Consider the following 26,732-nt stretch of genomic DNA (forward strand, 5'->3'; position numbering starts at 1 on the left):
TAGGGGTCAGCAAAAAGGCAGAACATGGAAAACAGATTAGAAGCGGTAGGGCTGTGCTGCGAGCGGGACGATCGGCACTTATTTCGCGATCTCTCGTTTACCGTCGCGCCGGGAGAGTGGGTACAGATTGCGGGCGGCAACGGGGCGGGGAAAACCACGCTGCTGAGGATGTTAACGGGGATCATACGGCCCGACGGCGGAGAGGTGCGCTGGCAGGAGAAATCCGTCAGCCGTCACCGTGACGGCTTGCTCTCTCATCTGCTCTGGATTGGTCATCAGCCGGGCATAAAAATGCGCCTGACGGCGCTACAGAATATCGCCTTTTTTCATCCTGAGGCGTCGCCGTCAGAACGGTTGGCAGCGCTCGGGCTGGTGGGGCTCGCCGGCTACGAAGATGTACCGGTGGCGACGCTCTCTGCCGGGCAACAGCGCAATGTGGCGTTGGCACGGCTTTGGCTGACCCACGCCGTGCTGTGGATCCTTGATGAACCCTTTACCGCCATTGACGCGCAGGGCGTCGCCCGGTTGACGCACAGGATGGCACAGCATGTTGCCGCGGGCGGGCAGATTGTGATGACCACGCATCAGCCGCTGGCCGACTCAACCCTGCCTGTACGAAGGGTGGCGCTAACGGGGGGCGAGCCGGGATGATGTGGTCTCTTTTCTGCCTTGAACTGCGGGTCGCCTTTCGCAGCCGCGCTGAGCTTACCAACCCGCTGTGGTTCTTTTTTATTATCCTCACGCTCTTTCCAATCGCCCTGGGTCAGGACAGCAAACAGCTGGCGCACATTGCCCCCGGCGCCATCTGGATAGCGGCGCTTCTCGCCTCTTTGCTGGCGCAAGACCGGCTGTTCCGCGATGACTACCAGGACGGCAGCCTCGAGCAGCTGATGTTGCTCCCCGTGCCATTGCCCGCCGTGGTGCTGAGTAAAATCCTCGCTCACTGGTGCGTTACGGGCCTGCCGTTGCTGCTCTTCTCGCCGCTGGCGGCATTATTGATGGCGATGGATTTTGCCCAGTGGACGGTGATGGCGCTGACCTTGTTGCTCGGCACGCCGACCCTCAGCTTACTGGCTGCGCCCGGTTCAGGGCTGACGGTTGGGCTGCCCCGGGGCGGCGTCCTGCTCAGCCTGCTGGTGCTGCCCTTTACCTTGCCGCTGCTGATCTTTGCCACCGCCGCGATAGACGCCGCAGCGGCGGGGCTGCCCGTTTCGGGTTATCTCGCCATTCTGGCGGCGATGCTGACCGGCAGCGCCATGTTCAGCCCCTTTGCCACCGCCGCGGCCCTGCGCGCCAGCCTGCAGGGGTAAGCCTCATGTTATTTCGAAGAAGAGTGCGCACTATGTGGAAAACACTGCATCAACTGGCTATCCCGGAACGCTGTTATCGCCTCAGCGGCCGGGCCATTTTCTGGCTCGCTCCGGCGGCGCTGGTCACGCTGGCGCTGGGCTGGGTCTGGGGATTCGCCTTCGCCCCCGCCGATTACCAGCAGGGCGAGGGGTATCGCATTATCTATCTGCATGTTCCCGCGGCGATGTGGTCGATGGGGATTTACGGCGCGATGGCGGTGGCCGCTTTTGTCGGCCTCGTCTGGCAGCTCAAGCTCGCCTCCCTGGCGGTGGCGGCCATGGCGCCCATTGGTGCGGTTTATACCTTTATCGCCCTGGTGACCGGGGCGCTGTGGGGGAAACCGATGTGGGGGACCTGGTGGATATGGGACGCCCGGCTGACCTCGGAGCTCATTCTGCTGTTCATCTATATGGGCATTATTGCGCTCTGGAATGCCTTTGATAACCGCCGCACGGCGGGCCGGGCGGTGAGCATTCTGGTGCTGATTGGGGTGGTTAACCTGCCAGTGATTCACTACTCGGTGGTCTGGTGGAACACATTGCATCAGGGTTCCACCGGGCTGCAGCAAACCATCGACCCGGCGATGCGTCTGCCGCTGCGGCTCGTCATTGTGGGTTTTCTGCTGCTGTTTATCACGCTGACGCTGATGCGTTTACGCAATTTGATCCTGCTTGAGGAGCGCCTTCGCCCCTGGGTACGCCATATCGCTTGCGCAGGAGAACGACCATGACGCCAGCGTTTAAACACTGGACCGACTTTTTCGCGATGGGCGGCTACGGGCTCTATATCTGGCTGGCCGTGGCGCTGGTGCTGCTTGCGCTGGCCGGGCTGATATGCCACACCTGCTGGCAGCGGCGCGCCATTTTGCAGGCGATTCGCCGCAGTCACTCCCGGGAACAGCGCCGACGCAACGTGCCGCAACGCGAGGCCAGCTTATGAATACCCGCCGTAAAAATCGCCTGCTGATCACCAGCCTCCTGCTCGGTGGGCTGGTGCTGACTCTGGGCCTGATTCTGTATGCCCTGCGCGCCAATATTGACCTGTTTTACACGCCGGGAGAGGTACTGTACGGCAAAGGGGAGGCCAGAGAAATGCCTGTCGCCAGACAGCGTCTGCGGGTGGGCGGCCTGGTGCTTCCCGGCAGCATTAAGCGCTCGCCTACCTCAATGCAGGTGAGCTTCACGCTCTACGACGAGCGCGGCAGGGTGCAGGTCACCTTTGATGGGCTGCTTCCGGATCTCTTTCGCGAGGGGCAGGGCATTGTGGTTCAGGGGGAGTTGGCTTCCGGCAACCACATTATCGCCCGTGAAGTGCTGGCGAAACACGATGAAAACTACACGCCACCCGGCGTAAAAAAGGGAATCAAAACCCCTTCGGCTATAGGAAACCGTCAACATGATGCCTGAATGGGGGAACCTGCTGCTCTGCCTGGCGCTGGGGGCGGCGTGCCTGCTCTCCAGCCTGCCGCTGTATGGCGCATGGCGCGGACAACGCTTGCTGATAGCCGCCGCACCGCCGTTCGCCATCGCGCTATTTACCTGCCTTGCCGGGGCGTTTCTTATCCTGATGTACGCCTTTATCAGCAACGATTTCACCGTCGCCTATGTGGCGGCTAACGCCAATACGCAGCTGCCGATTATCTACAGAATGGCCGCCGTCTGGGGTGCCCACGAAGGCTCAATGCTGCTGTGGGTACTGCTGATGAGCGGCTGGACGCTGGCCACGGCCTTAAGTCGCTCCATACCGCCGTCATTACGCGCGCAGGTGCTGGCAGTGATGGGGATGATAAGCCTCGGGTTTCTGCTGTTTATCCTGTTTACCTCGAACCCCTTCGCCCGCACCTTGCCCGATTTCCCGATTGAAGGGCGGGACCTGAATCCGATGCTGCAAGACCCGGGGCTGGTTTTTCATCCTCCGGCGCTCTATATGGGCTACGTCGGTTTCTCCGTTGCCTTCGCGTTCGCCATTGCGGCGTTGCTCAATGGCCGCCTCGACCGGGAGTTTGCCCGGCTGGCGCGCCCCTGGACGCTGATGGCGTGGATCTTCTTAACGCTGGGCATCGTGATGGGCTCCCTGTGGGCGTACTACGAGCTGGGCTGGGGAGGGTGGTGGTTTTGGGATCCGGTAGAAAACGCCTCCCTGATGCCCTGGCTAGCTGGCACCGCGCTGCTGCACTCGCTGGCCGTTACCGAGCAGCGGGATACCTTCAGAGCCTGGAGCGCGCTGCTGGCTATCGCCGCCTTTTCCCTGTGTTTGCTGGGCACCTTTCTGGTGCGCTCCGGCGTGCTGGTCTCGGTTCACTCCTTTGCCGCGGACCCCACGCGCGGCATGTATATCCTGATCTTTATGGCGCTGGTGGTCGGCGGTTCGCTGCTGCTTTTTGCCCTGCGCGGCTACCGTATCCGCTCCAGGGTGAATAACGCCTTCTGGTCACGGGAGTCGCTGCTGATGGGCAATAACGTTCTGTTGATGACCGCGATGCTGGTGGTGCTGCTCGGCACCTTGCTGCCGCTGGTGCATAAAGCGCTGGGTTTGGGCGCTATCTCCATCGGTGAGCCGTTCTTTAACCGTCTATTTGTGGTGCTGATGGTGCCGTTAGCACTGTTGATGGGGCTGGCCCCGCTGGTGAGATGGGGGCGCGATCGCCCGGGCAAGCAGCGTAAGCCGGTCATCGTCACGCTGATCGCCACCCCGTTGCTGGCGCTGCTGCTGCCGTGGTGGTTGCAGGATAAGATTGTCGCCCTGACGGTGCTGGGCCTTTGCATAGCGCTGTGGATTGTCATCCTCCATCTGTGGGAGGTGATACGGCGTCTGAGGCGTGGGGAGCCGGTGACTCGCCGCTTTTGTGGCATGATTATCGCCCATCTTGGGGTGGCGGTGACGGTCATCGGCATCGCTTTTCACCAGAACCACGATATTGAGCGCGACGTGCGGATGGGGGTTAACGATACCCTGCAAATCCGGGAGTACCGTTTTACCTTCCGTGAGGTCCGCGAAAGCCTTGGCCCCAACTACCAGGCGGTGACGGCGGTGATTGATGCCGATGCCCCCGGCAGCAAAACGGCGACGTTATTCGCCGAAAAACGTTTTTACACTGCCAGCCGGGCGATTATGACTGAGGCGGCGATTCAGGTCGGCTTCACCCGCGACCTTTACGTTGCGCTGGGCGAACAGTTCGATGACGGCTCCTGGGGAATGCGTTTTTACTATAAGCCCTTTATCCGCTGGATTTGGGCCGGGGGGATCCTGATGGCGCTGGGGGGCGGGCTCTGTTTTCGCGGGCGTCGCACGCTGGCGGTAAAAGCCCAAAAGGTGACAGCATGAAACGTAACCTGTATCTGCTGCCGCTGGCGATTTTCGTCGTGCTGGCGGGCCTGCTTTTCTGGCAACTGCTGCGCATCGGCGACGGTGAAGACCCTAAAGCGCTGGATTCCGCCCTTATCGGCCAGTCGTTGCCCGCGCTGCGGGTGGCGACGCTGGCGCAGCCCAACGAGAAACAGGATTTTCAGACGCTGGGCAAGGGCAAGCCGCTGCTGCTGAACGTCTGGGCCACCTGGTGCCCCACCTGCCGGGCAGAGCACAGGTTCCTCAATACGCTGGCGGCGCAGGGCGTCGCGATAGTCGGGCTGAATTACAAAGACGACAGGCAAAAGGCGCAGCGCTGGCTACAGGATTACGGCAACCCTTATCGCGATAACCTGCTGGATGCAGACGGTACGGTCGGTATTGAGCTGGGCGTCTTCGGCGCGCCGGAGACTTTCCTGATTGATGGGCAGGGAATTGTGCGCTATCGGCATACCGGGGAGTTGAATGCCGACGTATGGCGTAAAGAGGTTGCGCCGCTGTGGGAAAAATACCGTAAAGAGGCCGGAGTATGAAAAACGGATTACTGGCGCTGCTGCTGATGACGCTGAGCTTTTGGGTGATGGCGGCGCCGGAGGTGATGACCTTTCAAAGCGAAGCGCAGGAACAGCAATACCGCCAGCTGACGGCCGAACTGCGCTGCCCTAAATGCCAGAACAACAGCATTGCCGACTCCGGGTCGCTGATTGCGGCGGATCTGCGCCAGAAGGTGTATCAGCTAACGTTGCAGGGCAAAACGCGCGAGCAGGTTGTCGATTACATGGTGGCGCGCTACGGCGCGTTTATCAGCTACGATCCGCCGCTGACGCCGGTCACGCTGCTGCTGTGGATGCTGCCGCTGCTGGCGGTTCTCGCAGGGGGCTATGCCATTTACGCTCGCAGCCGCAGGCGGGTGCGTATTACGGTGATGCCAGATTCCGCTGAGACACTCCCCGTCAGAGGAAACCCGTGGGGGCTGGTAGCCGGGATTGTGATGGCGCTGGCGGTAAGCGGGGCGGCGTTTTACGCGACCAGCGGCTATCGACAGGTGCACGACTGGCAGCAGGCAACCCGGCAGTTACCCGAACTGATGAACCGGGCGATAGACTCCCGCGCCGCGCCGCTGACAGAGAAAGAGCTGCAAACTCTGGCGCTGGGCTTACGGACCCATTTAGCGCATGACGGTGACAACCCGGAAGGGTGGATGTTGCTAGGGCGCGTGGGGATGATGCTCAACAACGCCACGCTGGCGACCCAGGCTTACGGCCGCGCCCATGCCATTGCGCCGGAGGATCTTGCCGCCGCATCAGGCTACGCCGACGTTTTGACCCGCACCGACGAACCGGAGGCGCTACAGCAGGCCGCCGGGCTACTGGCTCCGCTTCTAAACGCCCATCCGGACAACCTGCGTCTTCTGCAACTGGCGGCGGTCAACGCGTATCAACAGCAGCAATACAGTCTCGCCATCGCCCGCTGGCAGCGGATGCTGTCACTAAACGAGGGAGACGCCGCGCAGCGGGCGGACATCGAACAGAAAATTGCGCTCGCTCGCCAGCATCAGTCGGTTAAGCAGGGTTAAGCAGGTGCCTTTTGATGATCTCAGCCAGCCGCGTAAACGCCGGTGCCATCGCCTCCTCATCAATGCTGGCAAACCCCAGCAGCAGACCTTTTCGCGTTGGCGTGTCGGCAAAATAGCGTGACAGGGGGCGCACCAGCAGCGCCTGCTGGTTGGCCTCCTGGGTAATGGCGAGGTCATCGGCATCATCGGGTAGCTGCAAAATGAGATGCAGCCCGGCGTTGCTGCTGAACTCGCCCAGATACTGTTTCCCCAGTTGACGGGTAATCAGCGCGACCAGCGCGAGACGACGGCGGCTGTAGAGCTGGCGCATCTTGCGGATATGGGCCGCGTAGTAGCCTTCGCGAATAAACTCCGCCAGCGCGGCCTGCATCAGCAGGTGGCCTCCACGATAGAGATCGCTATGCACCTTTTTTAACGCCGCCGCTAGCGGTTCCGGCAGCACCATATAGCCAAGGCGGAGGGCCGGGTAGAGGGTTTTACTGAAGGTGCCGATGTAAATCACCGGGCTCGCCTCTTCCAGCCCCTGAAGGGACGGGATCGGCTGCCCGGCAAAGCGGAACTCGCTGTCGTAATCGTCCTCGACAATCCAGCTCTGGGTTTTACGTGCCAGCGCCAGCAGCTGCTGACGGCGACTCAGACTCATTACCGACCCTAGCGGGTACTGATGCGAGGGGGTGACAAAAATCATCCTCGGCGGCACCGCGTTCTCTTCAGCAGGCACCAGCCCCTCTTCATCCACCGCGATGGCGGAAAAATTCACCCCATTCATGCGCAGAATATTTTTGATGCCCCAGTAGCCCGGCTCCTCCACCCAGGCCTGATCGCCAGGGTTGCACAAGGTGCGCGTCACCAAATCCAGCGCCTGGTGGATCCCTTCGGTTATCAGAATCTGGTCCGGGGAGCAGCGCACCCCGCGCGCCGTGCGCAGGTAATCGGTCAGCGACGCTTTCAGTTCAGCCACGCCACCGTAGGCATCGTAGGTCAGATACTGCGGTAGCGGCTGGCGGGCGAGGCGATCCTGAATTTTTTTCAGCGCGCGATGCGGGAAGAGGGTGACGTCGGGGACGCCCGGCACAAACGCGCCCCACTGGCGCGGGCTGGCGCTGGCGTTGCCCAGCAGCGCCTGGCCGCGTTCTGACAATTGGACGCTGAGCGCTTGCTGTGGCGGGGCCGTAGGCGGCGCCTTTCGCTGAATCAGATTGTCCAGCACGCTCTCGCTGACGAAGGTGCCGCTGCTGGTGCGGGCCGAGATATACCCCTCCGCTTGCAGCTGCTCATAAACGCGCAGCACGGTGTTACGCGACAGCGCCAGTTCGTCGGCCAGATCCCGGGAAGGGGGGATACGGGTAGCGGGCTTCAGGCTGCCTTCCAGAATGCAACTGCATATCGCCGCATAGAGACGACGATGCAATTTCTCACCGCTCTGTTGCGAAAATGCCTGCGTGATCACATCTACAGCAAGAGAACGCATTTGGATCCTTAAAATAAAACGTTTTGGCTCTCGATTAGAGTACCAGATGGTGAATAAATAGCAGTGAGATGTATTCACAGACTTATAAAAAAGAATGAGGCAATACTATGAGTAATAAAAACCTGCATCAACGTCGCCTGGCCGCCACCCCACGTGGCGTGGGCGTGATGTGCGATTTCTTCGCGCAGTCCGCAGAGAACAGCACCCTGACGGATGTGGAAGGTCGCCAGTTTATTGATTTTGCTGCCGGCATCGCGGTACTCAACACCGGTCATCGCCACCCGCGCCTGGTGCAGGCCGTTGAAGCGCAGCTGCAGGCCTTTACCCATACCGCCTACCAGATTGTCCCTTACGAAAGCTATGTCACCCTGGCCGAGAAGATTAACGCCGCGGCCCCGGTGGGCAGCGACGCGAAAACCGCCTTCTTCACCACCGGTGCCGAAGCGGTCGAGAACGCGGTGAAAATTGCCCGCGCCCACACCGGCCGACCGGGCGTTATCGCCTTTGGCGGCGGCTTCCACGGTCGCACCTACATGACCATGGCCCTGACGGGCAAAGTGGCCCCTTACAAAAAAGGCTTTGGCCCCTTCCCGGGCTCGGTATTCCACGCGCCTTATCCTTCCGCGCTGCACGGGATCACTACCGACGATGCGGTAAAAGCCATCGAACGTCTGTTTAAGGCCGATATTGATGCTGAGCAGGTGGCTGCCATTATCTTCGAACCTATCCAGGGGGAAGGGGGCTTTGTCGTCGCGCCGCCAGATTTCGTTGCGGCAATTCGCCGCATCTGCGATAAGCACGGCATTGTGATGATTGCCGACGAAGTACAAAGCGGCTTCGCCCGTACCGGCAAGCTGTTCGCCATGGACCACTACGCGGATAAACCGGACCTGATGACCATCGCCAAAAGCCTTGCGGGCGGTATGCCGCTTTCCGGCGTGGTGGGCAAAGCCGAGATTATGGATGCGCCAGCGCCAGGCGGCCTGGGCGGCACCTATGCGGGCAACCCGCTCTCCGTCGCGGCTGCGCTGGCGGTTCTGGATATTATTGATGACGAGAAGCTGTGTCTGCGTGCCGATGCGTTAGGCGAACGCCTGCGTGCCACCCTGAACGACGCCCGTGAATACGCGCCGGGTCTGGCAGAAGTGCGCGGCGTCGGCTCGATGATTGCCGCAGAGTTTACCGACCCGGCAAGCGGAGAACCGTCTGCCGAACTGGCCCAGCGCGTACAGCGTAAAGCGCTGGAGCAGGGGTTACTGCTGCTGACCTGCGGCCAGTATGGCAACGTGATCCGCTTCCTCTATCCGTTAACCATTCCGGAGTTCCAGTTCACCCAGGCGCTGGAGATTATCAAAAACGCCCTGAAGGACTGACGAACCGCCACGTTACCCTCGCTTTCTGCACAAGATGGACATCTTTAGTGCCGTGGTACTTTGCTCATCCGAGCACCGACGATATCCATCCGTATCGTCGGTTTTTTTATTAAAAAATCCGATTTCACTGTTGAGGTAAACGATGAAAACGCTGTCGTTTCTGAATAACAATCCCGATTCCGCATGGAATATCTTTATTGCCCAGGTTGAACGCGTGCTGCCGTATTTAGGCGAGCTGGAGAGCTGGGCCGACACGCTGATCCGCCCAAAACGCGCGCTGATTGTCGACATTCCGCTAGAGATGGAAGATGGCACCGTGCGCCATTTCGAAGGCTATCGCGTACAGCATAACCTGTCCCGCGGGCCGGGTAAGGGCGGGGTGCGCTACCACCCGGACGTCACCTTAGAAGAGGTGATGGCGTTATCCGCCTGGATGACCATCAAATGCGCAGCGCTGAACCTGCCTTTCGGCGGTGCTAAAGGCGGCATTCGCGTTGACCCTAGCGAGCTCAGCAAGAAAGAGCTGGAACGGCTGACCCGCCGCTACACCAGTGAAATCGGCCTGATTATTGGGCCACAGCAGGACATTCCAGCACCGGACGTGGGCACCAACGCGCAGGTGATGGCCTGGATGATGGACACCTACTCGATGAACGTTGGTTCCACCACCACCGGCGTGGTCACCGGCAAACCTATCCACCTTGGCGGTTCACTGGGGCGCGTTAAGGCCACCGGGCGCGGCGTCTTTGTCACCGGGATGGCGGCGGCCAGACACATTAACCTCGACATCACCGGCGCGCGTATTGGCGTGCAGGGCTTTGGTAACGTCGGCAGCGTCGCCGCGCAGCTGTTTGCCAGCGAAGGGGCCAAGGTCATCTCCGTGCAGGATCACTCCGCCACGCTGTATGACGCTTCCGGCATTGATGTTGACGCGCTTATCGCCTGGCAAACCGAGAACGGCAAGATAAAGGGCTTTCCAGGTGCGGCTGACGTCAGCCCCGATGCTTTCTGGCTGTACGACTATGACATCGTGATCCCCGCCGCGCTGGAGGGCCAGATTACGGCCCAACGCGCCGAAGGTCTCTCATGCCGCCTGGTGCTGGAGGGCGCGAATGGCCCGACGGTGCCGCAGGCCGATGACATCTTGCGCGAGCGCGGCATTATCGTGCTCCCGGACGTTATCTGTAACGCGGGCGGCGTGACGGTGAGCTACTTTGAGTGGGTGCAGGATTTCTCCAGCTTCTACTGGTCAGAAGACGAGATTTATCAAAAGCTGGATAAAATCATCCTCAACGCCTTTGATGATGTGTGGAATAAATCCCAGCAGCTGAAGATCTCGCTGCGCACGGCGGCGTATGCGATTGCCTGCGAGCGTATTCTTACCGCGAGGAAAGAGCGCGGGATTTACCCGTAATCTCTGTTTGTTGGTAGCGCGGAATCAAGCCCGATGACGCTTTGCGCATCGGGCTTTAATGATGTTACGGCGGCAGGATTTTCATTCAGTTTTGCGAGCGTCCTTCCAGCAACCCGTATTGCTCGGCCCCGTTAAGCGCGGTATCCTGTTGTTGTACCTGCAAAATCAGGTGCCGGGATTGGAACCCTGAACTAACTTCATCGACGACATAAAGCGCGTAGCGCTATTTTTATGTCGTGCGCTTAGTCACATCTCAATGGTGGGCCAGCGGGGGCGTCGAAAGACGCGCCGGTGTCGATGAGGCCGGTAGTTCCAACCCCGTCTGGTTCCACCACCAATGAGATTGGAACCTCAGGTGGTGGGAGACAACATCACTCATCGGAGGCTGCCACCATGGCGACACCCCTCACTCAAACTACCGTACCCGATTTCACCCACTGCGAGTTTTACTCCTTCGTAGAAGGCCGCGCCGTCCACCTCGGCGGAGAATGGCTCACCCAAGCCGGATTTATCGACGGCATGCCCATCAAAGTCCGCGTAATGAAAGATTGCATCGTAATCACCCCGCAGAACACCCGCGAGCTATGGGGCTGCATTGAAGGCATGAGCGTCGCGAACATCAACCAGCGCAAAGTAAAGGCATGGCTGAAAACCTTTCCGGGTGCGTTGAACGATAGCGGGGATATTCCGGCGATTAAGCGGAGTAAATCGGGCGGGAAATTCTAGCGGCAAGCGACAATGGTAGCCCGGCCGAGCGGAGCGACGGCCGGGGGTTGTGCGGGAATAATCTGAGGATCGCACTTCTGCTTTGTGCCAATATAGGACGTTTCTGGCATCAGAATAATTTTCACTACCACAATACAAACCACTGGCGAAGAAAAAGGAAGCATAATGGATTTATGTATAAGGTGAAAGTAATATAAGCGGCAATATTTCAGCCGCTTGATTTGTTACAGAGTTTGCAGCCTATTTACCTTTCCATATTTCATATGCAGAATTTAGATCGTCCATTTTTTTCCATTTTATTATCTTGTCTTTATTTTCTTCATTTATTTCATTTTTTCCAAGTACTATATCTAAAATACACTTCATTTTTTTATAGAATCCATTATCTGATTTTATTATTTCTATTGAGTGGGAAGGCTTGTCGGATGATACTACTTCTGACAGGTAAGCATCTTCAAAATTTATTATAGATGCATAAACATCACTTCTATCAGTCATCTCATTCATTATTTTTTCATTATTTGTCCAAGCACCATTCACTTGCTCTATTTTCTTATACTCAATTGTTAGAGCATCAGTTTTAGCTCCAACTCTTCTTTTTGAAAAACATGTCTGAGTATCACTATCATGTAGAACATAATATTTCTTCTTGAAGTGATTTAGAACTTTCATCATAGATGCAACGGTAACTTTACCCCTAGCTCGTATGATATTTAGGTTTAAGTATTCATTGTTTCCAGTCTCAAGTTCTTTCATCTTTATATAGTTAAATATGCTATATTCAGTATCCCCCTCGATTACTAAAACGTCTCCGCCGAAGAAAGCCTTAGATATGTGCGAGTCAAAAGAGTTTTCTAATTTTAACCTTTCTTTATCTGTACCATCGAGCTTAGCTTTTTCGGGAGAGAAAAGAGTTGAGGCTTTGATATCGCCATCTTTTCTCTCTACCCTAATTATGGTTGTATGATCCTTGCTCAAGTCAATGAATTCAGGTGAATGAGTTGTAATCATAACTTGCCATCCATCTGTATTTGCTAAGTTGTATAACACATCTCTTACATTAGCTGCTGCTGTTGGATGCAGGCTAAGTTCTGGTTCATCAATGAGCAATATGTTTGAAATATTTTTACTAGCGGGTTTTGTTTTTTTATCGAGAAGCGCCTTTTTATCTGTTAGTGTTTTTAAAATTGACCATAGTACAGTTCGTTGTGTACCGCTACCTTGTTTTGATAGTGGATAACTGCATTCATCACTTCCTACTTCTATCAGGTAGTTGTTTTTAAATAATGCCCTGATAAAGTCATCGTTCCTCTTTATGTAGAACTTATGATCTTTGAATACGTTTGATATAACTTTATTTACTTCCTCCTCAATCATATCAGTTGTTTTCTTTTGAGATTCAGTTATTGCACCTTTATATTCTTTAATCTTCTCAATGTCTTTTTTGAATTTAATCGCATCCTTTTCATTATTTTCATTTGATAGCAATAGATCTATGTATGTATCAATCAATGCATCAAGTAAACCTAAGGTTTTCTTTTCCTGCTCACTCGGAGAGTCGAAAGTATTTATTCTGTGAGGATCTGGTCTTTTTGATTTTGCTACGTTTGATGCTCCCCAAGGACATTTTTCTTTATCGTTATCATTTGCCCATCTATATCCGTCTTTTGAGGCTGGATCTTTTAGCCACCCATATCTTGTTGGTGCTATATTTACTTTTTCCCATACCCATTTTTCTTGTACTTCCCATTCGTTTTTATTTTCTGTTGCAATGCACCATTCATCACCTGGCTTATTGGCTTTAACAACTAATGAGTGAATAATTATTTCTGGTTTGTTCGCGTCATTTCTATCATGAAAATCTTCTAATGTAAGCTTCCCAGAGGTTGTGACGACCTCAAACGCTCTCAAAATAGTGCTTTTGCCTATATTATTTTCACCCACAATGACCACGATTTTATTTATGTCAACGGACACACCTTTTTCATCAAAACATCCAAAGTTTTTTATGTGCAGTTTCATAATCCTAGGGATTGCAGGGGTGTTCTTTTCTATTTCATCACTCATAATATATTTTATCCTTATTAATTAATGATAATCATCTTATCGGGTGTATTGTCAGTATTTAGTAATAAACATGGGCTGAGGAATCGTTTTTTTACATACACAAAGTAGTAATGTTGGTAGCTATGCGAGTGTTGGGAACCGTTTTAAGCACAAGAAGAGCATACCTTACAAGATTCAATGTAATATGTAGCATAATCAGACGTTAGTGGATAGTTTTAATACACTACCTATTTTCATACTGACATATCTAATGAGATGGTCACTCCCTCCTTCCCGGTACTATGCTGAGGACAGGCTTTCATTCGGAGAACTATCATGGAAAACATTGCGCTCATTGGTATCGATCTGGGTAAAAACTCTTTCCATATTCATTGCCAGGATCGTCGCGGGAAGGCTGTTTACCGTAAAAAATTTACCCGGCCAAAGTTGATCGAATTTTTGGCGACATGCCCCGCTACAACCATCGCAATGGAAGCCTGTGGCGGTTCTCACTTTATGGCACGCAAGTTGGAAGAGTTGGGGCATTCCCCAAAGCTGATATCACCACAATTTGTCCGCCCGTTCGTTAAAAGCAATAAAAACGACTTTGTCGACGCCGAAGCTATTTGTGAAGCTGCATCGCGTCCGTCTATGCGTTTTGTGCAGCCCAGAACGGAATCTCAGCAGGCAATGCGGGCTCTGCATCGTGTCCGTGAATCCCTGGTTCAGGATAAGGTAAAAACAACCAATCAAATGCATGCTTTTCTGCTGGAATTTGGCATTAGCGTTCCCCGAGGAGCTGCCGTTATTAGCCGACTGAGTACCATTCTTGAGGATAATAGTTTGCCTCTTTACCTCAGCCAGTTATTGCTGAAATTACAACAGCATTATCACTATCTTGTTGAGCAGATTAAAGATTTGGAATCCCAGTTGAAACGAAAGTTGGACGAAGATGAGGTTGGACAGCGCTTGCTGAGCATTCCCTGCGTCGGAACACTGACAGCGAGTACTATTTCAACTGAGATTGGCGACGGGAAGCAGTACGCCAGCAGCCGTGACTTTGCGGCGGCAACAGGGCTTGTACCTCGGCAGTACAGCACGGGAGGTAGGACGACATTGCTGGGAATTAGTAAGCGAGGTAATAAAAAGATCCGAACTTTGTTGGTTCAATGTGCCAGGGTATTCATACAAAAACTGGAACACCAGTCTGGCAAATTGGCCGATTGGGTCAGGGATTTACTGTGCCGGAAAAGCAACTTTGTCGTCACTTGTGCTCTGGCAAACAAGCTGGCCAGAATAGCCTGGGCCCTAACGGCACGACAGCAAACTTATGTAGCATAACGGCAGAAATACACCGGTTTAAAGAATTACTGATCTGGTTTTGCGAATACTGATATTGATGATACTAACGGCCCACCGGCCTGTTGAGGAACCTGTAAAACGGAAAGGCTCATTGAAGCCGTATATTTTCTGGAGGTTCATCAGGCGCGGAACTCATCAAGGCGCGGGAATAAAATCCCATTCAGACGCCGGATAGATTCAAGCAAGCCAACTTGTCGTCAAAATCGGTGTTGCAAAAACGGGAGTGACCATAGATTCCGTTTTCCACTCATAGCGGATATTCAGTTCTGTTACTTTGCTATGAGTGAATGTTGCTAACATGCAAACGGTATTAATCCGTTGGAACAACTCAGTTACATAGTTAAGGACTCGGATCTATAGCCAACTATCTGCGATTGTGATAATTATTAATTCCATACTTCATAAGTAAGTATGGGGAAAAATGGAAGTGAAGCTTTTTCTGAAAGTATATCCAATAGGGATGCAATAGTTTTGGTAGGTGAGTATTTTCCATACTGAAACCTGCCGAAAAGTCTTTACCATCCCTTTTTACTGATTATATAGGTTTAGGAATGTCTTGATGTTCTGAAACACTGGTTTGTGATCAGTGTAATTCAGTGGATGGGATGGTGGAAAGGAGGCTTAAACTGCCTAAAAATCAGTCGTTTTATCCCGGGGATATGCTTATGTTCATCAAGTCGATACCACAAGGAAAACATTAAATTAATTGCGAGCGCTCGCTTGTATTCTTAACGCTACTATTAGAAAAAGTGATCATAGATCACGAATATTTTATAAAGCATACAATTTATTAACATGTTAAACTGGATAAGAACAAATGAAACAAATGGCGAACACTCTTTTTTTTGGCAATGGAATAAATAGGCTTTCTGAAAATCATGTCACTTGGAGTAATTTGTTAGATAGTATAAAAGGCATCAAAAAATTTGAAAATGGGCAACTTCCAAACACTATGGTTTATGAGCGTATCTATCTGGAAAAGCATGCGCCAGATAGATGCGAAAAAAAAGATGAACTAGAAATAAAAAATATTATAGCCAGCGAACTACGAGAACAAGGTACTAATGAGGTTCTTGAAGAGTTAGCGTTGTTATCAGTTGGAAATTATATTACTACTAATTATGATTACGCCTTCGAAAAGGCTCTTAAAATCCCGCCAATAAAGCTCAGTTCAGAAGATATCTATAGTCTGAGAAGGAAGAGAATGTATGAGTCTAAGAACGATAAAAAAATCCTCTGGAATATTCATGGTGAAATAGATAATCCTAAATCTATCATGCTTGGGTTAGACCATTATTGTGGTTCAGTAAGTAAAATCGATGCATATGTTAAAGGTACATACTCACATAAGGTTCATGGTGTGGATGTTACTGTTAAGTCTATGTTAAATAAACTTCGAGATGCTTCATTTTGCCACACATCCTGGGTTGATCTTTTTTTCTCAAGCAATGTTCATATTCTCGGTTTTTCATTAGACTATAGTGAGACTGACATTTGGTGGTTGTTAAATAAAAGAGCCCGTTTTTTATCAGAAGCAATAATAAATAACAAAATATATTTTTACACACATGATATTAGTGATGAAAAAAAAGGGCTACTTGAAGCATTTAATGTCAAAGTTATTTCAATTGATGTGGTAGATAATAACTTCAAAGAGATGTATTTGTCTGCTATTAAGAAAATAAATGCCAATCTTAATTGAGGCGCTGCAAGCTAACTTAACGTTTTTTATTAGAGGAAATAAAAATGAACATGATTTCGTACTGGAAAAACTCTAAACCATTCCATGAAGATGATGGTATGATATTAATTTATGGTCACTATGATCATAAGCACGAATATAATGGAGGCACTAAAGAACTCGGAGTTCACTGGGATGGATATCCGCAGTCACGTGGGATACTCAGTCCCTGTGTCATACCAGCTAACACACGTAATGCCATGCTCTCAGGCCTTTTGCACCAAGCAGTCACAAGCGGTGATAAGCAGATGATGAATAATATTATGGAAGCAATTGAGTTCTTTAGCATCTAACATATAACCCTTCCCTGCATTCGATTGAAAACCTTGTCCAGGAAGAAACTTAGCAAGATAGGACTGTCTGTTTATTTTATGCCTGCTCAGGAATTTACCGATTAAGCAATCTTTGCTCTCACAATCGAACCTAGGTTGTCAAGTCTGAATCGCCATTTCTAGCTGTTTTACAGACCTTCCCGCCTTGTTGGTCAAGCTGGCCGTGCTTTGTTGATGAAGATTATTCTGCTAAGTATTGGTCCGTGTTAACAATTGTAAACATCCGTTTCTCGTTCATAGCCGCCCTCAAACCCGCCAGGCACCTACACTTCCTGGCGGTTCCCCAATCACCTCACCGCATGCAACCCACTCTCCCCCCTCCCAGCCGCCTTATTCAGCACTCGCTCAATCACCGCCGCCAGCTCATTAATCTCAAACTTAGCCACATACCCATCGGCGTTAACCTTGCGAATATGGTCCTCGTTAGCGTTCCCCGACAGCGATGAGTGGATCACCACCGGAATATTGCGCAGCCGTGGGTCGGTTTTGATTTTGCGGGTCAGGGTAAAGCCGTCCATCTCCGGCATTTCGAGGTCGGTCAGCACGAGGGCGATTTTATCGCTCACCGGCACGCCTTCTTTCGCCGCTTCCTGGGCGATAAGCTCGATTTTCTCCCACGCTTCTTTGCCGGTCACGTGCAACTGGGCGGGGATGTCCATCGCCTTCAGCCCTTTCTCCAGCATAGCGCGCGCCACCTTCGAGTCCTCGGCAACAATCGCTGTGGCACCCGGTTTAATATTGAATTTGCGCGGGTTCAACTCTTTGGCATGCAGGTCGTGGTTGGAAGGGGTGATGTCGTAAAGAATTTGCTCCACGTCGATAACCATCGCCAGGTTGTTGCTCTCCTTATGATCGTCGAGGCAGGCGATGCTGGTGATGTATTTGCCGTTCACTGCCTTCTCAGCGGTGTGAATCTGCGTCCAGTCGAGGCGGGTAATGTTCTCGACGGATTCGACGGCGAAGGCCTGCACGCTGCGGGCGTATTCGGTAATCAGCAGAATGTTCAGGCCGGTGGCAGGTTTGCAGCCCGCCACGGCGGCGAGGTCGATAACCGGAATGATTTGATCGCGAATATTCACCATGCCCATCAGCGGCGGCTTAATGCCGGCGGGGCGGGTGAAGCTCGGCATCGGGACAATTTCCCGCAGCTTAAAGACGTTAATGCCGTACAGTTCCGAGGCGTCGCTCTGCGATGACGCGCCGAGGCGGAAAAGCAGCAGCTCAAAACGGTTGGACAGGGTCAGGTTAGCCCTGTCGTCGATCTCTTTCTGGAAGTTATCCATCATGCCCTCAGCGTAAAAAGCGTTCTCTTATTAGCTGAGTTATCGGCAGGCGTGGCTAAAACGTTATCACAGCGTGAAAGTAGCGAAATCCTCGGCCAGTTCGCATGCTGGGAAATAGGCCTGGCACTCAGCGAGCAGACGGCGACAGCCTTCGGCGTCGTAGCGTGAGCTGACGTGTGTGACGATAAGCCGCTTCGCGTTGGCGGCCCGCGCCAGCTGGGCGGTTTGCTCGGTGGACGAGTGACCGCGGCTGTTGGCTTTCTCCGCCATGGCGGCTTCCAGCGTCGCTTCATGTACCATCACATCAACGTCGCGGGCCATCGCCAGCGCGGCATCGCACGGTGCGGTGTCGCCAAAAATCGCCACTTTTTTACCGGGCGTGGCAGGGGAGAGGTAATCCGCGCCGTTAATTACGCGACCGTCAGCAAGCGTCACTTGCTCACCGGCTTTAAGCTGCTGGAACCGCGGGCCGGGGGCGACGCCTGCGGCAACCAGTCTGCGCGCATCCAGCGCCCCCGGCTTATCGTGCTCTTCCACGCGAAAGCCGTAGCACTCGACCGGGTGATTCAGCGGGAAAGCGGTGACTTTACGCAGGCCGTCATCGAGGATCTCCCCGCCGCTGATCTCAACCACTTCCAGCGGGAAATCGGTCCACGAACCGCTCAGGCGCAGGGTGGTTTCAACAAACTCTTTCAGCCCTTTTGGCCCGTACAGGGTGAGCGGCTGGGCGCTGCCCGACATCGAACGGCTGCAAATCAGCCCCGGCAGGCCAAACAGATGGTCGCCGTGCAGGTGGCTAATAAAGATGCGTTCGATTTTGCCCGGATGAAAAGCGGTGTGCAGCAGCTGGTGCTGGGTGCCTTCGCCGCAGTCAAAAAGCCACAGCCCCGGCTGCGTCGGGTGTTGCAGATTCAGCAGCATTGCTGTTACGTTGCGAGTTCGGGTTGGCACGCCCGCGGATGTACCTAAAAACGTCAATTGCATAGCGCCGCGCCCCTGGCGGTAAAAAATAAGGTTTAAGGAGCCTACCATGATTCGCTGGCAAGATTTGCACCATTCTGAATTAACCGTCCCGACGCTGTACGACCTGCTGAAACTGCGCAGCGAAGTCTTCGTGGTGGAACAGGCCTGCGTCTATCTGGATATTGACGGCGACGATCTGGTGGGTGAAAACCGCCATCTGCTGGGCTGGAAAGACGACAAGCTGGTGGCCTACGCGCGCATTCTGGTCAGTGAGGAAGAATTTGAACCGGTGGTGATTGGCCGGGTGATTGTCAGCTCAGCGGTGCGCGGCGAACGCCTGGGCTATCAGCTGATGGAACGCGCGCTGGCCAGCTGCCAGCAGCATTGGCCGCAGCGGGCGCTCTATCTTGGCGCGCAAGCGCATCTGCGGGAGTTCTACGGCCATTTCGGGTTTATCACCGTCACCGACGTTTACGACGAAGATGGTATTCCGCACGTGGGCATGGCGCGAGAAGTGGCGCAGGCATAACCCCAAATCCCGTCTATAGTGAAAGGCAAAGAGCGTTGATTTTCAGTGCGATATTGCCTTGTTACGTTTCCGCTCCCTAATCGTGGGTACTGCTTTTTATAACAAGTACCCCGTATACTATGTGGTTTTTATCATAGGGAGGTTTGCGTGCGATCCATTTTAGCGGCGTTGCAGAGCCTGTCAGGGCTGCTGACAGACGATTTTCCAGCGTTGCCCGGCACGCGAACCCTCGAAGTCTCTTTTCCCCTGAGCGATGCCTTTGACCCGCTTGCCTGGCTTAGCGGACAGGCGGTCTGGCCGCAGTTCTACTGGCAGCAGCGCAGCGGCAAAGAAGAGATTGCCGCGCTGGGTGCCGTACAGACCTTTACCTCCCTGGCCGAAGCCAATGCCTTTTTGCACACGCTTGAGCGCGACGATCTGCGCATCTGCGGCGTGAACGCGTTTGATCCCAACGTCGGCCAGCTGTTCCTGCCACGTCTGGAGTGGCGACGCGAAGCCGGGCACGCTCAACTTCGCATCAACCTGTGGAGCGATACGTCGCTCCGGCAGGATGCCGAACAGGCGCGGGCATGCCTGGCCTTGCTCACCGCCCATCACGCCTCGGCGGAGCTGGCCTTGCAGCAGGAAAGCGAAACCCATCGCCCTGGAAAAGAGGGCTGGTGTCGGCTGATTGAGCAGGCCACCCAGGCGGTTCGCGACGGCGCGTTTAGCAAAGTGGTGTTGGCACGAGCAACGGATCTGGTCTTTTGCGGCGCGCCAAACGCTAGTGCGCTGATGGCCGCCAGTCGCCGGGTCAATTTCTCTTGCTATCATTTCTATATGGCGTTCGACGCGCAGCGGACGTTTCTCGGTTCCTCGCCGGAACGTTTATGGCGGCGGCGCGGCATGGCGCTGCGCACTGAAGCGCTAGCGGGCACCGTGGCGGCGCACGACGATGCGGCAACCGCGAAGCGGCTGGGCGACTGGCTGATGCACGACGATAAAAACCAGCGGGAAAACAGCCTGGTGGTGGAAGATATCTGCCAGCGCTTACAGGGGCTGACCCACACCCTCGACGTTCTGCCTGCGGAAATCGTTCGCCTGCGCAAGGTACAGCATCTGCGCCGCTGCATTCAGGCGGAGCTTAACGTGGCGGACGATACGCGCTGCCTGCTGCAACTGCAGCCGACGGCGGCGGTGGCGGGGCTGCCGCGCGCGCAGGCGCTGGACTTTATCGACCGTTTCGAGCCGTTTACCCGCGAATGGTATGCCGGGTCGGCGGGCTATCTTTCTCGTCGCCAGAGCGAATTTTGCGTCACGCTGCGCTCGGCGAAGGTGGAAGGCAACACGGTGCGTCTGTATGCCGGTGCCGGCATCATCGACGGCTCGGATCCTGAGCAAGAGTGGCAGGAAATCGAAAATAAAGCGGCGGGTCTGCGCGCTTTGCTGTTCCCTGAATAGAACATTACCGATTCATATCAAAATCCTACTAAGCCGTAGAATTTATACTGAGTCGATTATTTGATACCGGACAACTTCATGTCAGTAAGCGCATTTAACCGACGCTGGGCGGCGGTGATCCTCGAAGCATTAACCCGTCACGGCGTGCGGCACGTTTGCATTGCGCCGGGGTCTCGTTCCACACCGCTTACGCTGGCGGCGGCGGAGAACCGCACCTTTATTCATCACACCCATTTTGATGAGCGCGGGCTCGGGCATCTGGCGCTGGGGCTGGCGAAGGTCAGCCAGCAGCCGGTGGCGGTGATTGTTACCTCCGGCACGGCGGTAGCGAACCTCTACCCGGCGCTGATTGAAGCAGGGTTGACCGGTGAAAAAATTATTCTGCTGACCGCCGATCGCCCGCCTGAACTGATCGACTGCGGCGTGAATCAGGCGATCCGCCAGCCCGGTATGTTTGCCTCACACCCTTCCAGCACCCTTTCGTTACCGCGCCCGAGCCAGGATATTCCGGCCCGCTGGCTGGTTTCCGTGGTGGATGACGCGCTGGGCTCACTGCATTCCGGCGGCGTGCACATCAACTGCCCGTTTGCGGAACCGCTTTATGGCGATATGGACGATACCGGCCTTGCCTGGCAGCAGGCGCTGGGCGACTGGTGGCAGGGGGAAAAACCCTGGCTGCGCGAATCGCTGCATCAGGAGAGTGCCGTCCAGCGTGACTGGTTCTTCTGGCGGCAAAAGCGTGGCGTGATTGTCGCCGGGCGCATGAGCGCGGAAGAGGGCAAGAAGGTTGCCGAATGGGCGAAAACCCTCGGCTGGCCGCTGATTGGCGACGTGCTGTCGCAAACCGGGCAGCCGCTGCCGTGCGCGGATCTCTGGCTCGGCAACCCGGCCGCCATCAGCGAGCTTGAGCAGGCGCAGATTGTGGTGCAGCTTGGCAGCAGCCTTACCGGCAAACGCGTGCTGCAATGGCAGCTGGCCTGCGAACCGGACGAATACTGGCTGGTCGACCCGCTCTCCGGCCGCCTTGACCCGGCGCACCATCGTGGTCGTCGACTGGTGAGCAACATTGCCCAGTGGCTGGAAAAACACCCGGCGGAAAAACGCGCGCCGTGGACCACGGTCATCCCTACACTCTCCGAGCAGGCATGGGATGCGGTCGCCGCGCAAAGCGAACACTTCGGCGAAGCGCAGCTGGCGCACCGTATTCGCCGCTATCTTCCTGAACAAGGACAATTGTTCGTCGGTAACAGCCTGGTGGTGCGCTTAATTGACGCCTTGGGCCAGCTTCCGGCGGGCTACCCGGTTTACAGCAACCGTGGTGCCAGCGGCATCGACGGCCTGATTTCTACGGCGGCTGGCGTGCAGCGTGCCAGTGCACGGCCGACGCTTGCCATCGTTGGTGACCTATCGGCGCTCTACGACCTCAACGCGCTGGCGCTGCTGCGTCAGGTCTCTGCGCCGCTGGTACTGATCGTGGTCAACAACAACGGCGGGCAGATTTTCTCTCTGCTGCCGACGCCGGTGGAGGAGCGCGAGCGCTTCTACGCGATGCCGCAAAACGTTCACTTCGAACATGCGGCGAAAATGTTTGGCCTGCGCTATCAGCAGCCAGAGGATTGGGCCTCGCTGGAAGCCGCGCTGAGCACCGCCTGGCGTACGCCCGCGACCACGGTGATTGAGCTGGTGGTCAACGACACCGACGGCGCGCAAACGCTGCAGCATCTGCTGGCGCAGGTCAGCAAGCTATGATTCTGCACGCCGTGGCCGAGCAGGGCGATCCAACGCAGCCGTGGCTGGTTTTTCTGCACGGTTTTTCCGGCGACTACCGCGAATGGCAGCCGGTAGGGCAACGCTTTGTGCGGGCGAATCGGCTGTATGTCGATCTCCCCGGCCACGGTGGTTCTGCGTCTGTGCGGGTCAATAACTTCACTGAGATGGACGCCGCACTCCAGGCTACGCTGCTTAGTTACAACATACTTAATTACTGGCTGGTGGGGTACTCGCTGGGCGGACGGATTGCCATGCACCACGCCTGCTCGCGGCCGGAAGGCCTCGCAGGGCTGATTGTCGAAGGCGGTCACCCTGGCCTGACGGACGACGCGGAGCGAGAATCGCGCTGGCGTAACGACGAAGCCTGGGCGCAGCGTTTTCGTGAGCAGTCGCTAGCGGACGTTTTCAGCGCCTGGTACCAACAGCCGGTCTTTGCCAGCCTTACCGACGCGCAGCGTGATTCGCTGGTAACGCTGCGTCAGCAAAACGACGGCAGTGCGCTGGCGGCAATGCTGCTGGCCACCTCGTTAGCCGTGCAGGAAGACCTCCGTCCTGCGCTGCACACGCTTTCAAATCCATTCTGGTATCTCTGTGGCGAGCGCGACCGCAAGTTTCGGGCTATTGCCGAGGAACTCTCGCGACCTTGCCACCTTATTCATGATGCCGGGCACAACGCGCACCGGGAAAATCCCGCGGGCGTGGCTGCGTGCCTGGCTCAGATTCTGCCTGTTAACTTATAGGACTCGCTATGATCTATCCTGATGAAGCTATGCTGTACGCCCCCGCTGAGTGGCACGATTGTTCCGAAGGTTTTACCGACATTCGCTACGAAAAATCCGCTGACGGCATTGCCAAAATCACCATTAACCGTCCGCAGGTTCGCAACGCGTTTCGTCCGCTGACGGTCAAAGAGATGATTCAGGCGCTGGCGGATGCCCGCTATGACGACAACGTCGGCGTGATCATCCTGACCGGTGCGGGCGACAAAGCCTTCTGCGCCGGCGGCGACCAGAAAGTGCGCGGCGACTACGGCGGATACCAGGACGACAGCGGCGTTCACCACCTGAACGTGCTGGACTTCCAGCGTCAGATTCGTACCTGCCCGAAACCGGTGGTGGCGATGGTCGCGGGTTTCTCCATCGGCGGCGGCCACGTGCTGCACATGATGTGTGACCTGACCATTGCGGCGGATAACGCCATCTTCGGCCAGACCGGCCCGAAAGTTGGCTCCTTCGACGGCGGCTGGGGCGCATCCTATATGGCGCGCATCGTCGGTCAGAAGAAAGCACGTGAAATCTGGTTCCTGTGCCGCCAGTACGACGCCAAAGCGGCGCTGGATATGGGCCTGGTGAACACTGTGGTACCGCTGGCCGATCTCGAAAAAGAGACCGTTCGCTGGTGTCGCGAAATGCTGCAAAACAGCCCGATGGCGCTGCGCTGCCTGAAAGCCGCGCTCAACGCCGACTGTGACGGTCAGGCGGGTCTGCAGGAGCTGGCCGGTAACGCCACCATGCTGTTCTACATGACCGAAGAAGGTCAGGAAGGCCGTAACGCTTTCAACCAGAAACGTCAGCCAGACTTCAGCAAATTCAAACGGAATCCGTAATGCGTAGTGCGCAGGTTTACCGCTGGCAGATACCGATGGACGCAGGTGTGGTTCTGCGCGAGCGGCGGCTGAAAACCCGTGATGGGTTATTCGTCTACCTGCGTGACGGCGAACGGGACGGGTGGGGAGAGATCTCCCCACTGCCGGGCTTTAGCCTGGAGTCGCTGGACGACGCGCAGTCGGCGCTTCTGGGCTGGGTTAACGCCTGGCGACAGGGCGACGATCGCGCGTTGCCAGAGGTTCCCTCGGTAGCCTTCGGCATCAGCTGTGCGCTGGCGGAGCTGAACGATGCGCTGCCTGAGGCGGCGGATTATCGCGCTGCGCCGCTGTGTACCGGCGACCCGGACGATCTGGTTATCAAGCTTGCCGACATGTCCGGCGAGAAGGTGGCGAAGGTGAAGGTTGGCCTGTACGAAGCGGTTCGCGACGGCATGGTGGTGAACCTGCTGCTGGAAGCCATTCCAGAGCTGACCCTGCGTCTTGACGCCAACCGCGCCTGGACGCCGCTGAAAGCCCAGCAGTTCGCCAAATACGTCAACCCGGATTACCGCTCGCGTATCGCTTTCCTCGAGGAACCATGCAAAACCCGCGATGACTCCCGCGCCTTTGCGCGTGAAACTGGCATCGCTATTGCCTGGGACGAAAGCCTGCGCGAGGCGGATTTCCGCTTTGAAGCCGAGACCGGCCTCAAAGCCGTGGTGATCAAACCGACGCTCACCGGCAGCCTGGAACGCGTAAAAGCCCAGGTGGCGGCGGCACACGCGCTTGGCCTGACGGCGGTGATCAGCTCCTCGCTGGAATCAAGCCTCGGCTTAACCCAGCTGGCGCGCATCGCTGCATGGTTAACCCCGCAAACCATCCCCGGCCTCGATACCCTGGATCTGATGCAGACCCAGCTGATTCGCTGTTGGCCTGGCAGCTTGCTGCCGTGCGGCGCGATCGAGGATATGGAGCCACTGCTGTGACCTTTACAACCTGGCCGTGGCGGCACTGGCGCGAGGTACACGGCGACGCGGTTGCGCTGCGGTTCGATGATGAAACCCTAAGCTGGGCGGCGCTCTGCGAACGTATCGACGCGTTGGCCGCCGGGTTTCAGGCACAGGGCGTTAACCCTGAAGACGGCGTGGCGCTCTGCGCGCGCAACAGCCCGGAGGCGGTGCTGGCCTGGCTGGCGCTGCTGCAGTGCGGCACGCGTATTCTGCCGCTGAACCCACGGCTGCCGGCGACGCTAGTCAGCCAACTGCTGCCGGGACTCAGCCTGCGTCACTTTTTAAATATGGAAGCCGATGAACACTATGGTCTCGCGCCGTTGCAGCTGCGTTCCGCACCGCTGACAACGCCGTGCGACTGGCGTGCTGGACGCCTGGCTTCCATGACCCTCACCTCGGGTTCAACCGGTCTGCCGAAAGCGGCGGTGCATACCTGCGCGGCGCATCTGGCGAGCGCGCACGGCGTGCTGAGCCTGATGCCGTTTGCTCAGGATGACTGCTGGCTGCTGTCGCTGCCGCTGTTCCACGTCTCCGGCCAGGGGATTTTCTGGCGCTGGTTGCTGATGGGCGCACAGATGGCGGTGAGTGAACGCCCGCTCGCGCAGGCGCTGCACGGCTGCTCCCACGCCTCGCTGGTGCCGACGCAGCTCTGGCGACTGCTTAATGATGAACAGCCGCTCACCCTGAAAACGGTGCTTTTGGGCGGTGCGGCGATTCCAGCGGTGCTGACCGAAGAGGCAGCAGCGCGGGGGATTAAAACCTTCTGCGGCTACGGCCTGACCGAGTTTGCTTCCACCGTCTGTGCGCGCGAAGCCAACGGCGGCGAGGATGTTGGCGTACCGCTGCCGGGCCGTGAACTGCGACTGGTGGACGGCGAAATCTGGCTGCGCGCCAGCAGCATGGCCTCAGGTTACTGGCGTAACGGTGAACTGGTGCCGCTGGTCAACGCCGAAGGCTGGTTTGCCACTCGCGATTGCGGTGAAATCCAAGACGGCAAGCTGCACGTCATTGGTCGTCTGGATAATCTGTTTTTCAGCGGTGGTGAGGGCATTCAGCCGGAAGAGGTAGAGCGGGTGCTGGTACAGCATCCGGCGGTGAATCAGGTCTTTATTGTCCCCGTTGATGATATCGAATTTGGTCAGCGCCCGGTGGCGGTGCTGGATGCTGAGCCGACGCTGGATATTACCGAGCTGGCACTGTGGGCAAAAGATAAGCTGGCGGGATTCCAGCAGCCGTGCCGCTGGTTGATGCTGCCCGAGGCGATGAAGGGAACGGGAATTAAGGTCTCTCGCCATCAGCTCACGCAATGGATAAATGCGCAGGCAAAATCGTAAGAAATAGATTTGCGTGATTGTATGTGCGTTAAGTATTTTTCATGCTGATGTATGAGACGTAATTCGTTACAATCCCACTGAT

24 protein-coding genes and 1 pseudogene are annotated in these 26,732 nt (G+C 55.7%); 21 read left to right on the forward strand and 4 right to left on the reverse strand.

The genetic code is table 11. From position 1 onward, the window contains the following. Positions 1 to 24: 24 nt before the first annotated feature. The 8 genes from ccmA to V6940_RS00625 are packed head-to-tail and all read left to right on the forward strand — an operon-like array spanning position 25 to position 6,271. Entirely contained in the window at positions 25 to 651 is a 627-nt protein-coding gene (ccmA, locus tag V6940_RS00590) for a cytochrome c biogenesis heme-transporting ATPase CcmA (protein ID WP_333494439.1), read from the forward strand. Next, on the forward strand, positions 648 to 1,310 hold the full coding sequence (gene ccmB, locus V6940_RS00595) for a heme exporter protein CcmB (RefSeq protein ID WP_333494440.1): 663 nt from the start codon (positions 648 to 650) through the stop codon (positions 1,308 to 1,310). The genes ccmA and ccmB overlap by 4 nt, the downstream gene beginning before the upstream one ends. Positions 1,311 to 1,342: 32 nt before the next feature. Then, positions 1,343 to 2,080: a heme ABC transporter permease gene (locus V6940_RS00600; protein ID WP_333494441.1), complete on the forward strand. Its 738-nt coding sequence runs from the start codon at positions 1,343 to 1,345 to the stop codon at positions 2,078 to 2,080. Continuing rightward, the gene (gene ccmD, locus V6940_RS00605) at positions 2,077 to 2,289 is read left to right on the forward strand and encodes a heme exporter protein CcmD (RefSeq protein WP_333494442.1); all 213 of its coding nucleotides are present in this window, start codon (positions 2,077 to 2,079) and stop codon (positions 2,287 to 2,289) included. Before V6940_RS00600 ends, ccmD begins: the two co-directional genes overlap by 4 nt. Further along, the gene (gene ccmE / locus V6940_RS00610; protein WP_333494443.1) at positions 2,286 to 2,756 is read left to right on the forward strand and encodes a cytochrome c maturation protein CcmE; all 471 of its coding nucleotides are present in this window, start codon (positions 2,286 to 2,288) and stop codon (positions 2,754 to 2,756) included. The genes ccmD and ccmE overlap by 4 nt, the downstream gene beginning before the upstream one ends. After that, positions 2,746 to 4,674 carry a heme lyase CcmF/NrfE family subunit gene (locus tag V6940_RS00615; RefSeq protein ID WP_333494444.1) on the forward strand — a complete coding sequence of 643 codons (1,929 nt, stop codon included), beginning with the start codon at positions 2,746 to 2,748 and terminating at the stop codon, positions 4,672 to 4,674. The genes ccmE and V6940_RS00615 overlap by 11 nt, the downstream gene beginning before the upstream one ends. After that, positions 4,671 to 5,228 (forward strand): DsbE family thiol:disulfide interchange protein, encoded by a 558-nt coding sequence (locus V6940_RS00620; RefSeq protein ID WP_333494445.1) that lies wholly within the window; start codon positions 4,671 to 4,673, stop codon positions 5,226 to 5,228. The genes V6940_RS00615 and V6940_RS00620 overlap by 4 nt, the downstream gene beginning before the upstream one ends. Beyond that, on the forward strand, positions 5,225 to 6,271 hold the full coding sequence (locus V6940_RS00625; RefSeq protein ID WP_333494446.1) for a cytochrome c-type biogenesis protein CcmH: 1,047 nt from the start codon (positions 5,225 to 5,227) through the stop codon (positions 6,269 to 6,271). The genes V6940_RS00620 and V6940_RS00625 overlap by 4 nt, the downstream gene beginning before the upstream one ends. On the opposite strand, the gene pdxR is transcribed toward V6940_RS00625, so the two are convergent. Beyond that, the gene (gene pdxR / locus V6940_RS00630) at positions 6,258 to 7,742 is read right to left on the reverse strand and encodes a MocR-like pyridoxine biosynthesis transcription factor PdxR (protein ID WP_333494447.1); all 1,485 of its coding nucleotides are present in this window, start codon (positions 7,740 to 7,742) and stop codon (positions 6,258 to 6,260) included. The genes V6940_RS00625 and pdxR overlap by 14 nt on opposite strands. A 107-nt stretch (positions 7,743 to 7,849) precedes the next feature. Here pdxR and puuE point away from each other — a divergent pair, with 107 nt between their 5' ends. The 3 genes and pseudogenes from puuE to V6940_RS00645 form a co-directional block, all read left to right on the forward strand. Beyond that, positions 7,850 to 9,115: a 4-aminobutyrate transaminase gene (gene puuE, locus V6940_RS00635; RefSeq protein ID WP_333494448.1), complete on the forward strand. Its 1,266-nt coding sequence runs from the start codon at positions 7,850 to 7,852 to the stop codon at positions 9,113 to 9,115. 142 nt (positions 9,116 to 9,257) lie between these two features. Beyond that, positions 9,258 to 10,529, forward strand: coding sequence for a Glu/Leu/Phe/Val family dehydrogenase (locus V6940_RS00640; protein ID WP_333494449.1), 1,272 nt, complete (start codon positions 9,258 to 9,260; stop codon positions 10,527 to 10,529). 474 nt (positions 10,530 to 11,003) lie between these two features. After that, a pseudogene (locus V6940_RS00645) lies at positions 11,004 to 11,255 on the forward strand (SymE family type I addiction module toxin); the annotation flags it as partial. A 240-nt stretch (positions 11,256 to 11,495) separates the two neighbouring features. Here V6940_RS00645 and V6940_RS00650 read toward each other — a convergent pair. Next, positions 11,496 to 13,322: an ATP-dependent nuclease gene (locus tag V6940_RS00650; protein WP_333494450.1), complete on the reverse strand. Its 1,827-nt coding sequence runs from the start codon at positions 13,320 to 13,322 to the stop codon at positions 11,496 to 11,498. A gap of 315 nt (positions 13,323 to 13,637) precedes the next feature. Here V6940_RS00650 and V6940_RS00655 point away from each other — a divergent pair, with 315 nt between their 5' ends. From V6940_RS00655 to V6940_RS00665, 3 genes are all read left to right on the forward strand, one after another. After that, the gene (locus V6940_RS00655; RefSeq protein ID WP_000427623.1) at positions 13,638 to 14,642 is read left to right on the forward strand and encodes an IS110-like element IS4321 family transposase; all 1,005 of its coding nucleotides are present in this window, start codon (positions 13,638 to 13,640) and stop codon (positions 14,640 to 14,642) included. Between the two features lie 838 nt (positions 14,643 to 15,480). Beyond that, positions 15,481 to 16,365 (forward strand): SIR2 family protein, encoded by an 885-nt coding sequence (locus V6940_RS00660; protein WP_333494451.1) that lies wholly within the window; start codon positions 15,481 to 15,483, stop codon positions 16,363 to 16,365. Positions 16,366 to 16,409: 44 nt separating this feature from the next. Next, positions 16,410 to 16,697: a hypothetical protein gene (locus V6940_RS00665; protein ID WP_333494452.1), complete on the forward strand. Its 288-nt coding sequence runs from the start codon at positions 16,410 to 16,412 to the stop codon at positions 16,695 to 16,697. Between the two features lie 326 nt (positions 16,698 to 17,023). On the opposite strand, the gene V6940_RS00670 is transcribed toward V6940_RS00665, so the two are convergent. Both V6940_RS00670 and rbn read right to left on the reverse strand, forming a co-directional pair. Further along, positions 17,024 to 18,019 carry a chemotaxis protein gene (locus tag V6940_RS00670; RefSeq protein ID WP_185667033.1) on the reverse strand — a complete coding sequence of 332 codons (996 nt, stop codon included), beginning with the start codon at positions 18,017 to 18,019 and terminating at the stop codon, positions 17,024 to 17,026. Positions 18,020 to 18,085: 66 nt separating this feature from the next. Beyond that, positions 18,086 to 19,003: a ribonuclease BN gene (gene rbn, locus V6940_RS00675; protein WP_333494453.1), complete on the reverse strand. Its 918-nt coding sequence runs from the start codon at positions 19,001 to 19,003 to the stop codon at positions 18,086 to 18,088. 46 nt (positions 19,004 to 19,049) lie between these two features. On the opposite strand from rbn, the gene V6940_RS00680 reads away from it, so the two are divergent. The 7 genes from V6940_RS00680 to menE all read left to right on the forward strand — a co-directional run bounded on the left by V6940_RS00680 (position 19,050) and on the right by menE (position 26,650). Next, positions 19,050 to 19,511, forward strand: coding sequence for a GNAT family N-acetyltransferase (locus V6940_RS00680; protein WP_333009635.1), 462 nt, complete (start codon positions 19,050 to 19,052; stop codon positions 19,509 to 19,511). Positions 19,512 to 19,658: 147 nt separating this feature from the next. Beyond that, positions 19,659 to 20,951 (forward strand): isochorismate synthase MenF, encoded by a 1,293-nt coding sequence (gene menF, locus V6940_RS00685; RefSeq protein WP_333494454.1) that lies wholly within the window; start codon positions 19,659 to 19,661, stop codon positions 20,949 to 20,951. 78 nt (positions 20,952 to 21,029) lie between these two features. Next, positions 21,030 to 22,700 carry a 2-succinyl-5-enolpyruvyl-6-hydroxy-3-cyclohexene-1-carboxylic-acid synthase gene (menD, locus tag V6940_RS00690; RefSeq protein WP_333494455.1) on the forward strand — a complete coding sequence of 557 codons (1,671 nt, stop codon included), beginning with the start codon at positions 21,030 to 21,032 and terminating at the stop codon, positions 22,698 to 22,700. Then, positions 22,697 to 23,461: a 2-succinyl-6-hydroxy-2,4-cyclohexadiene-1-carboxylate synthase gene (menH, locus tag V6940_RS00695; RefSeq protein WP_333494456.1), complete on the forward strand. Its 765-nt coding sequence runs from the start codon at positions 22,697 to 22,699 to the stop codon at positions 23,459 to 23,461. Before menD ends, menH begins: the two co-directional genes overlap by 4 nt. 8 nt (positions 23,462 to 23,469) lie before the next feature. Beyond that, positions 23,470 to 24,327 (forward strand): 1,4-dihydroxy-2-naphthoyl-CoA synthase, encoded by an 858-nt coding sequence (gene menB, locus V6940_RS00700; RefSeq protein WP_035892608.1) that lies wholly within the window; start codon positions 23,470 to 23,472, stop codon positions 24,325 to 24,327. Then, a complete protein-coding gene (gene menC / locus V6940_RS00705) occupies positions 24,327 to 25,292 on the forward strand; it encodes an o-succinylbenzoate synthase (protein WP_333494457.1) in 966 nt (321 codons plus the stop codon). The genes menB and menC overlap by 1 nt, the downstream gene beginning before the upstream one ends. Continuing rightward, positions 25,289 to 26,650, forward strand: a complete 1,362-nt coding sequence (menE, locus tag V6940_RS00710) for an o-succinylbenzoate--CoA ligase (RefSeq protein ID WP_333494458.1) — start codon at positions 25,289 to 25,291, stop codon at positions 26,648 to 26,650. The genes menC and menE overlap by 4 nt, the downstream gene beginning before the upstream one ends. Positions 26,651 to 26,732: the final 82 nt, after the last annotated feature.

The organism is Kluyvera sp. CHPC 1.251, assembly GCF_036759945.1.
In the GTDB taxonomy this organism is placed as follows: domain Bacteria; phylum Pseudomonadota; class Gammaproteobacteria; order Enterobacterales; family Enterobacteriaceae; genus Kluyvera; species Kluyvera sichuanensis.